The 8,345-nt window shown below is 54.3% G+C and carries 11 protein-coding genes; 8 read left to right on the forward strand and 3 right to left on the reverse strand.

From position 1 onward, the window contains the following. Together B3729_RS12220 and B3729_RS12225 are read left to right on the forward strand one after the other, a co-directional pair. Window positions 1–1,535, forward strand: a 1,535-nt coding sequence (locus B3729_RS12220; RefSeq protein WP_286788038.1) for a DUF7146 domain-containing protein, incomplete at its 5' end; no start/stop codon positions are given. 3 nt (window positions 1,536–1,538) lie between these two features. Beyond that, on the forward strand, window positions 1,539–1,832 hold the full coding sequence (locus B3729_RS12225; protein WP_010799395.1) for a hypothetical protein: 294 nt from the start codon (window positions 1,539–1,541) through the stop codon (window positions 1,830–1,832). 65 nt (window positions 1,833–1,897) lie between these two features. Here the strand turns inward: B3729_RS12225 and B3729_RS12230 are convergent, their stop codons facing one another. Next, on the reverse strand, window positions 1,898–2,275 hold the full coding sequence (locus tag B3729_RS12230) for a histone-like nucleoid-structuring protein, MvaT/MvaU family (protein ID WP_181123788.1): 378 nt from the start codon (window positions 2,273–2,275) through the stop codon (window positions 1,898–1,900). 157 nt (window positions 2,276–2,432) lie between these two features. Between B3729_RS12230 and B3729_RS12235 the strand changes: the two genes are divergently transcribed. From B3729_RS12235 to B3729_RS12260, 6 genes are all read left to right on the forward strand, one after another. Further along, entirely contained in the window at window positions 2,433–3,167 is a 735-nt protein-coding gene (locus B3729_RS12235) for a hypothetical protein (protein WP_286788039.1), read from the forward strand. Then, the gene (locus B3729_RS12240) at window positions 3,157–3,465 is read left to right on the forward strand and encodes an HU family DNA-binding protein (protein ID WP_286788042.1); all 309 of its coding nucleotides are present in this window, start codon (window positions 3,157–3,159) and stop codon (window positions 3,463–3,465) included. The genes B3729_RS12235 and B3729_RS12240 overlap by 11 nt, the downstream gene beginning before the upstream one ends. A 319-nt stretch (window positions 3,466–3,784) precedes the next feature. After that, window positions 3,785–4,780 (forward strand): hypothetical protein, encoded by a 996-nt coding sequence (locus B3729_RS12245; RefSeq protein WP_286788040.1) that lies wholly within the window; start codon window positions 3,785–3,787, stop codon window positions 4,778–4,780. Window positions 4,781–4,957: 177 nt separating this feature from the next. After that, window positions 4,958–5,434 carry a hypothetical protein gene (locus B3729_RS12250; protein WP_019366040.1) on the forward strand — a complete coding sequence of 159 codons (477 nt, stop codon included), beginning with the start codon at window positions 4,958–4,960 and terminating at the stop codon, window positions 5,432–5,434. A gap of 80 nt (window positions 5,435–5,514) precedes the next feature. After that, a complete protein-coding gene (locus tag B3729_RS12255; protein WP_019366041.1) occupies window positions 5,515–6,030 on the forward strand; it encodes a hypothetical protein in 516 nt (171 codons plus the stop codon). Then, window positions 6,027–7,226 carry a tyrosine-type recombinase/integrase gene (locus B3729_RS12260; RefSeq protein WP_019366042.1) on the forward strand — a complete coding sequence of 400 codons (1,200 nt, stop codon included), beginning with the start codon at window positions 6,027–6,029 and terminating at the stop codon, window positions 7,224–7,226. The genes B3729_RS12255 and B3729_RS12260 overlap by 4 nt, the downstream gene beginning before the upstream one ends. Before the next feature lie 12 nt (window positions 7,227–7,238). On the opposite strand, the gene B3729_RS12265 is transcribed toward B3729_RS12260, so the two are convergent. Both B3729_RS12265 and B3729_RS12270 read right to left on the reverse strand, forming a co-directional pair. Continuing rightward, window positions 7,239–7,613 (reverse strand): nuclear transport factor 2 family protein, encoded by a 375-nt coding sequence (locus B3729_RS12265; protein ID WP_019366043.1) that lies wholly within the window; start codon window positions 7,611–7,613, stop codon window positions 7,239–7,241. Window positions 7,614–7,685: 72 nt separating this feature from the next. Further along, window positions 7,686–8,204 (reverse strand): hypothetical protein, encoded by a 519-nt coding sequence (locus B3729_RS12270; protein WP_286788041.1) that lies wholly within the window; start codon window positions 8,202–8,204, stop codon window positions 7,686–7,688. Window positions 8,205–8,345 lie beyond the last annotated feature (141 nt).

Raw genomic sequence — 8,345 nt, forward strand, 5'->3', positions numbered from 1 at the left:
AGCGTATGAACGGTAATGCAGTAAGAGAGCCACGCAAGTTCTACGACCTTGAAAAGGTCAATGATCAGGCGTCGGCGTATGGATGGATAGGCATCATGCGGGCCCTGGCGCCTGATCTGGAACGCGCCATCTCCAGACTCGGTCGCGGTGTGCCTTGCCCGGTCCACGGTGGCCGTGATGGGTTTCGTCTGTTCAAGGACTTCAATGTCCGAGGCGGCGCTATCTGCAACACCTGCGGTGCATTTGGAGGCGGTATTACCCTGCTGTGTTTTGTCAGGGGTCTGCGTTTTCCGGAAGCGCTTGTAGAGGTTGCCGAGTTCCTGAGGGTTGATCCTGAACCCCCGCGTTATCAACGTCGTGAGACGTCCGAGAGGCATCCTCGTCCTGTCCAGTCCGGTCCGCGGGAAAAGGCAGCTGAGGACCACAGCGCTCCACGTGCCATGCAGGAAACTGCGGTGGTTCGTGAAGCGGCTGTTAAAGAGGCGAGCAATGATGAGTGGGCTCGACTGGTTAAACCCGGTCGTCGTGGTCCCATTGATCTGAAGGCGCGTGCCGAGGCACTCAAGGCAAAACAGGCAGAGGAAGTCAGCTGCGAGGCTGATCTGGCTGAGCGCTTTGGGTACGAGGTGATTGAGCATGAACCTCAGCCAGAACCTGAACCTGAGCCTGAACCTGTGAAAGCTCCACCGGTTATACCGGCCATCATTATCGAGCCGGAAAAACCCAGGCTTGCACTGGTCAAGAGTAAGCCCGTGCCCGCATCGACGTCAGACCGCAAGAGCCTGAACGTCGAGCGTCACTGGCGTGAGTCGCTACCATTGAACGCATCACAGGCTGAACCTGCACGGTTGTATTTGCAGGGACGCAAGGTGTTGCCGCGAGGTGGCGCTGACTGGCTGGACAATGACTGCGTACGCTTTCATCCGGCGTTCCCATACTGGGATACCGTGACGGAAGTGGATATGGAGACCGGGGAAGAGCGGGAAACCATCGCTGAGATAGGGAAGTTTCCGGCCATTGTCTGCGCCATTGTAAACAACAAGGGTGAGATCCTGACCCTTCACCGAACCTACCTGAGCAGTACGGGTAGCAAGGCCGATGTAGAAAGTCCGCGCAAGATGATGCCGGTCCCCGAGGGGAAATCGATCAGAGGCGCGGCGATCCAGATGGGTACTCCGGTTGATGGAGTGCTTGGTGTTGCCGAAGGGCTGGAAACAGCGCTCTCGGCGTACCGCGCAACAGGTATTGCTACCTGGAGCACGGTCAATGCAACACTGCTTGAAGGCTTTACTCCGCCAGCAGGGGTTCACACGGTACTGGTCTGGGCCGACAAGGACAGATCCTGCACGGGTGAATCGGCGGCCATGAGGCTCAAGCTGCGTCTGCAGCAGCAGGGTATCAGGGTGATCGTAATACTTCCTACCGCGCCAATCCCTTCCGGCAGTAAAGGAATTGATTGGAATGATGTGATGATTCGTCAGGGCATTTCGGGTTTCCCGAGCCTGGCGCTTCTTCGCAGCGTAGTAGGAGGTTAAGCCATGCACTCCAATCCACACCTGCCTGCTGATCTGCTCGACACCACTCCGGGTTCGGCCACACGAGGCGTTTTTGCGCCTCCGGCCGGCTGGGAAGGGAGCGAGCAGGACTATGCTGCCCTGATCCGGGATCGTTTCGATGCCCGGGAAACACAGGCGCGCATTCTGTTCATCATAAAGTATGCGGCTCAGGGTCCTGTGACCTGTGCAGGGCCGTATGCCACGATGGCAGCTCGCATCGTTCACCGTCTGGTGAAGAAATGCGGGAAAGAATGCTACAACCTTGTTGTTAAGTGACAAAAAGAAACCAGCCCTCCGGGGCTGGTTTTCTTTTCTTACCCAAGGGGGGCGGAGCGGTGTTGTCAGCTTTTGATCGACATCCAGCTCTCAACGGTGTCGGCGCCGTATTGGGCTTTCCATGCCTTGAGAACCTTGTGGTTGCCACCTTTGGTTTCAATGATCTCGTTGGTCTCCGGATGCCGGTAGACCTTGATGTTACGAGCGCGGCGGGGATTGCTTTGCTCGGCTGGCGCAGCACTGGCCTTCTGTTGGAGGAGTTCTGGCGCTACCGCAGCAACGACGTCACGTGGGCGTTTGCCATACTTCTCCATCAGCTCATTAAGCTCGTCGAGAAATTGGAGATCCTTTTTAAGTTCTTCGCTTGAAGTCAGTTCTTCCAGACGCGCTTGCAAACGCTTTAGTTCTGCTTCCGTTTCTTTGAACTCATTCAATAAGGTCATCTTGATTAATCCGGTTAGTTGTCAGGGACAGATTTAGCCTAGCGGCAAAGTGTCTCTTGGGCTAATAATTTTACAAAGAGGTACATTATGACTTGCATTCTGAAATTTGGTGGTAGGTTTATATCAAACATTCTTTCCGGTGACGGGGAACGCTATCATGATGTTATTAAGTACACGCACGGTATTGGCAGAAGATGGTAGTTGCCTTGTCTACTGGTGGACAGGTCTTAAAAAGAAGGGTGTACTTTCTGTCCAGTTCAAGGATTATATAAAGGATGTCAAACTGGCTGTCGAACTGGTAGCCATTAGACATCTTATTTATTTTAGGCAGGTATTTAATCGAAACCCGATCACAGGAGCCGGTATCTATCTTTGCGTCACCGGTGACGACCTGGTGGATGTTCTATCCAAGGGTATTCCGCCCAAGCACCTGTATCCGTATGCGGCCTTTCTGGGGCGGCTGTATGGCTCGAAGGTGCGCACACCTGATGAAACCGATCTGCCCTTTGACCGTAATGACCCTGACTTCGGGGAGGTGGAATACGTGTATCCCACGGACGAGTATCGCCAGTGCAAGGTCATGCTGCAGACGCCTGCGCTGGGCAGGATAGGCCTCACCCAGCATGCGGTAGATGCCTATCTTGAGCGTGTCAGCAGTGGAAAATCCCGCTGTCCATGGTCAAGCCTGGCCCGTAGGCTTTCGCATCCTGAGCTTAGGCTGGTACCCATGCCAGAGCGGATCAGACGCCACAAGCTGTTCAAGTTTGGCAGCGTGGATGAAGTGGAGACCTGGGGACACGAGACCAGCAAATTCCTGTATCTCCTGATCCGGGACGGCGAGCAGAAAACTGTAGTCACCTGCTTTGAACGCAGGCCTCAGGATCGGGTATAACGTCTCAACCACAAGAGGAAACAGCATGAACAAATCTGAACTGGTTAAGGCAATATCGGAAAAAGGGCAGCTGACGCTCAAGGAAGCCGAGGCCGCGCTTAACACCGTGATCGAGTCGGTCACCGAGGCTATGAAAAGCGGTCAGGATGTCGCGCTGGTGGGCTTTGGCACCTTTACCGTTAGGGAGCGTGCGGCGCGTACCGGGCGTAACCCCCAGACGGGTAAGCCTATTGAAATTGCAGCCAGCAAGTCGGTGGCGTTCAAGCCGGGCAAGCAACTCAAGGAAAGTGTGGCCTGATCTAACTTTGATTATCAAGGCCTGCTCGCGCAGGCTTTTTTATTTCCAGTGTAGGTAACTTTTATCCCTTCGGAGTACTTGCATAACCGGATTTGCATGAGACAGTGGAATTAACTTCCAGTGTTCAGGCAGGTCAGCCATGTTTATCTCACTTGTTGATTCAATCAAGGAACCGGCACTTCTCACCAGTTGTATCAGCAATGTTCACTACCGTACCTACAAGACCAAACAAAAGGTCAGGGAGTCTGGTCAGATAGTTGATGTAATGTTGGACATGGCCTCGCTAAAGGTTACAGAAATTGATTTTAAAAGAACGATCATGCGCTCTCAGACTATTACGTTTGAGATAACGTCCGAAGGGTTATTAAAGAAGAACGGGCGTAATGAAGTCGTCTTTCAACAAGCACGTGAATTCAATCCCCATGCCGGTAAACTTGGGGGAGGTATTCATATATCCAAGCATTCGCTCAGCGAGCGTGAAATTAAACGGTTCGTTGATCGCGTACTGGCCTTTGCCGAGCATGACCTGATTGAGCTGGGTGCCAAGGGCCGTCCCAATGTCACCAGCGAGCGGCTCTATGTAGCGGGATGGTTCCAGAAATTCACCAGCCATGGCGTGGTGCCGGAGCAGGCGAGGCCCGCACGTCAGCCGATTCAGGACGAAGGTGAAGAGGACATCCGGGAAGAGCCCACGCCTCTGGTTGATCCCGAGCAGACCTGTGTTCTCGCGCCGAGCCGAGTCATTGAAGCGCTGGCAGGCTCGCCCCTGAAGCTTAGGCGCATGTCGCTTGTAGATGGCAAACAGCGTATAGCGGTAATGTGTGATAGCAGGCCTTTTATCATCTGCGGCCAGCCTGAAAGCCGCATGGCCTCTGGGCTGGCGCACTCTCTAGCCAGTGCCCCGTGGTTTAAGTCCCTCGCTGGCTATCTGGGGGTTAGTGCTCAGGAAATCTCAGTGGGGACCATCAGCGAGGGGCAGTACAAGACAGATCACTACCATGCCTTGTGCCTAGATAGTCGCCCGCTGTGCCTGTTCGACCTGCCTGAAGAGACCCATGCGAGGGCTGGCGTCCTGTGTCTGGATGATGATCTTGGCTCACTGCTGCTCAAGCAGTGGAACGCCACCGGTATCCGCGTAAAGGATATGGCACGTATCGATGCCTTGTGCAGGGCTGCGCCGGCACTGGTTAATTCGCTTGACCGGCTGGAGCGCGCCGTCTCGGCCATATCTCTTTCGCCACTCATCACCGAAATGGTGGATCGACCGGTTCAGGTAGCCCGACAGACGCTGGCTCAGGCGCTGGGACATAGCTAGCCGTTTGAGGCAGGCGAGCTGTGGGGAATAGGTGTGGGACACCTTTAGGCACTATTGCATAGTCGCAGTTTTCATGGGGCTTATAGGTATGTATGTATGAGGATACACAATCCTCATACAAGTCATTTAAATCTGCTGTGTTAGCAAGCACAATGTCCGTAACCTAAGAGATTTGTCATGACAGAACAAACTGAAATCCAACTTACGCATCCCAGCGGTGCCCTTTACATGGCCGAACCCAAAGGACAGGAGGAATGGATCTTGTCCTGGCCGGAAGGGAGTCGCCGGTTCTTCGGAAACCGTAGAGAAGCCACCACCGAACTGAAGCGTGAGGTATCTGCACGGCCTGCGGCCTGGGACAGCGAGTGCGAACACGACCTGACGACCTATCACGGCATGATAGGAGCCTACCGCCGCCTGCTACAGGCAAATCCGGGCAAAGCACTGGTCATCGAGCATGAGAGCTTTGCCATTCTGCTGGGAGAAAACTACGTCGCCAACTGTGGCGCTTATCATGATGGTGCTCCCTATATTGATCATTCGTGTGATCTTCTTGAGTCGTGGTGGGAGAGTCGCGGTTGCTGGTGCTGGGACGAAACACCAGAGCAGAGCGCCAGCAGGGTACTTCAGCCTGTTTTTGTTGATATTGACTGATCGCACGGTCTGGCGCTGAGTGCATCACAGCCTGATGCTAGACCCAGCGCCAGTAGACTACATTTGCCATGGAGAAAAAGATGGCTCTGGACAACGCAACAGCGCTACCGGGCGTACGTGTCGTAACTCGTTTTGGTAACGGTGTGATTGTCAGTACCAGTTCCGATCACCGTGCCGAGGTACGGCTCGATCAGCCGATAAGAGAGGACGACCATCAATATTGGGCCGCCTTCAGAAACCTGCGCACCGAAGCCGAGGTTGAAGCCGAAGCACGCGAGACACTGCGCGCAGCTCCAGCCATGCTTGTGCTGGTCCTGGTCATGTTGGCGCTGGTCTACTGGGCACTCGGTGCGCTTGATGAATACTTCAGCTATGGTGAGCAATCCGCCACAGCCGAGCAGATCGCTTTGTTTACGGCTGGCTCTACATGCCATCGTGATCAGGTCATGGAACAGCTGAATCAGGGTCGGCTATTGATCAATGATGATCTGGATCGGCTATCACGAAGATGCCTACGCATGGCAAGTGAGGCGCAGGAAGTGGATCGGTCAAGGCAGCAGATAGCTGCGCAGCGCAATGCAGTATCAGGTCTATGAGCAAGCTAACCCCCAAACTTGTAAAAGCCCTTTCCGAACCCGGAAGCTATCAGGACGGACGAGGCCTTCAGCTTCGCATTTCACCCCAGCTTCGCAAGAGCTGGATTTATAGGTACATGATCAATGGTCGGCGGCATGATCTTTCGGTGGGCAGCTATCCAGCAGTCTCCCTACGTGATGCGCGCCTGGCGGCAGACAAGTACCGGCTTGAAATCTCACGCGGGATCAATCCAGTCCTTGAGCGCCGGAAAAAACGTGAGGGCAAATCCTCGCAGAAGCTGGAAGCCAAGACCTTTCAGACCGAGGCTGCACGTTATATTCGAACGCACTCGCCCAGCTGGAGCACCAAGCACTCGCAGCAGTGGCAGAACTCACTGGCTAAGCATGTCTTTCCCGTGATTGGCTCAATGCCTCTTGCCGAAGTCGATACTGATGATGTCCTGGAAGTGCTGGAGCCTATCTGGAGCGTTATCCCGGTAACAGCCAGTCGCCTGCGCAACCGTATTGAACTGGTCCTCGATGCGGCCAAGGCCAGAAAACTGAGGGAAGGGGAGAACCCGGCGCGCTGGCGCGGGCACCTGGACAAGCTCCTACCCAAACAGGGCAGCAGGGTCAAGCCGTTTGGCTCATTGTCTGCCGAGGATACCGCACGGCTCATGCATCGACTCGATAGCCTGGAGGGTGCTGCAGCACGCGCAACAGAACTCATGATCCTGACTGCAACTCGTAACAGCGAGACCTGCGGCGCACGCTGGTCCGAGCTGGATCTTGAGCAAAAGCTCTGGACTATTCCGGGCGAGCGCATGAAGACGGGCAAGGCGCACCGCATCCCGCTGACCGAGGCCATGATTGAGGTGATCAGCCAGCAAAAGGGCCAGCATCCGGAGTGGGTTTTCCCAAACAGTCGCCGAACGGGCTGTATTCCCGGCAATGCCATTGGCCGCGTACTGGATACCTTAAAGGTTCACATGGCAGTACCGCATGGCTTTCGTGCAACCTTCAGAACCTGGGCTGCTGAAACTACCACTTACCCGCGCGAAGTCTGCGAGATGGCGCTGGCGCATACGCTGGGCAGCAAGGTAGAAGCGGCCTATAACCGTGGGGATCTGCTGGAGAAGAGAAGGGGGCTTATGCAGGAGTGGAGCGGTTTTCTGCACGAAGCTACTCCACCCAGAGTTTATGCGGCGGTGAGTTAGCTTCTAATCTTGCTAAACAATAATGCCAGCATGGGCTACCGCGACCTGCCACTTTTTGCTTGAAACTCGTTTCCAGATGCGCGTGAAGCGAAAGTCTCCATTAGCAGGTTGATTGGCGTATCTACCAGTAATCTGGACCCGTACAGAAACAGCAACCGTGTCGATTCCAATCACTCGGACTTCTTGCTCTGAAGAGTCCAGTCTGGAAATACTAAGAGCACCTGATCCATGTGCTGATAGATCTGCTTCTTTGCCTAGGCATTGCCCCAGATGATTGGTAAAGATGAGGCTTGGAGACAGAAGTCTATCTAGCGCCTCGACATCGGAGGCCAGCATAGCTTGACGCAACTGCTCTTCCATATCCTTTATCTCACGCTCGATTTCCATGTCGGATTCTCATAATGTGCCTAACGACTAGTATCGGCCCAGACTATACGTACGGTATAGCTTTGATATCGCTCATTTAGCTTTAACGCGAGCCATGGTTACTCCAAGCGCTGCACAGGGGCCTATCCAGATCGCTAAAACTACAAGCAGCAGCCTCTTGATCCTGTCCCCATCCCCGTCTTCAAATTCCTGATGGGTAGCAAGGATGGTGTTTTGCCTCCTTACTGCTGCGGCATGGAATTCAAAGAACGAATCCTCTGTGAGACCTCTACTATAGGCCTGCTCGTAGTGTTCGAGGCTGGGCAGCTCGGGCAGGACAGGCATGGGTCGGGTCTGCTCTGGCCAGCTCAGGTACGTGACGCCTGCGATCAGCGCGGTCCACATTACACAGGCAGCAAGCCAGCCCTTGAGGAAGCGGTGCATGTGAAGACTTTGGTTAAGCCTCCTTTTGCTCGAAACCTGTATAGCTACCCGCTCACGCTCCCTCTCAATCGATGCTACAGCTAACTCTTGATCGGATGGCATTAATAGCACCAGCCACAAGATAGCTACCGGTGCGACCAGAAAAACACTCAATAGGTAGTCGGCCATAGATTTCCTCGAACTGAGGTAATGCAACTCAAAGGGAGAAACTCGTACCGGGCAAAATAGCCCGTATACGCAGGGTGCGCCGTTTAAGAAAACCAGCTAATAAAAGCAATACCCCACTGCCCGCGGCAATCAGAAGCGAAA

Origin of the sequence: Pseudomonas sp. UBA3149 (assembly GCF_002364655.1) — a bacterium.
Lineage (GTDB): Bacteria > Pseudomonadota > Gammaproteobacteria > Pseudomonadales > Pseudomonadaceae > Chryseomonas > Chryseomonas luteola.

What these genes read in the sequence shown, in the direction of transcription:
- B3729_RS12225 (WP_010799395.1), top strand. Translation starts at nt 1,539, where the DNA reads ATGCACTCCAATCCACACCTGCCTGCTGATCTGCTCGACACCACTCCG.
- B3729_RS12235 (WP_286788039.1), top strand. Translation starts at nt 2,433, where the DNA reads ATGATGTTATTAAGTACACGCACGGTATTGGCAGAAGATGGTAGTTGC.
- B3729_RS12255 (WP_019366041.1), top strand. Translation starts at nt 5,515, where the DNA reads ATGGCTCTGGACAACGCAACAGCGCTACCGGGCGTACGTGTCGTAACT.
- B3729_RS12265 (WP_019366043.1), bottom strand. Translation starts at nt 7,613, where the DNA reads ATGGAAATCGAGCGTGAGATAAAGGATATGGAAGAGCAGTTGCGTCAA.
- B3729_RS12260 (WP_019366042.1), top strand. Translation starts at nt 6,027, where the DNA reads ATGAGCAAGCTAACCCCCAAACTTGTAAAAGCCCTTTCCGAACCCGGA.
- B3729_RS12270 (WP_286788041.1), bottom strand. Translation starts at nt 8,204, where the DNA reads ATGGCCGACTACCTATTGAGTGTTTTTCTGGTCGCACCGGTAGCTATC.
- B3729_RS12230 (WP_181123788.1), bottom strand. Translation starts at nt 2,275, where the DNA reads ATGACCTTATTGAATGAGTTCAAAGAAACGGAAGCAGAACTAAAGCGT.
- B3729_RS12250 (WP_019366040.1), top strand. Translation starts at nt 4,958, where the DNA reads ATGACAGAACAAACTGAAATCCAACTTACGCATCCCAGCGGTGCCCTT.
- B3729_RS12245 (WP_286788040.1), top strand. Translation starts at nt 3,785, where the DNA reads ATGCGCTCTCAGACTATTACGTTTGAGATAACGTCCGAAGGGTTATTA.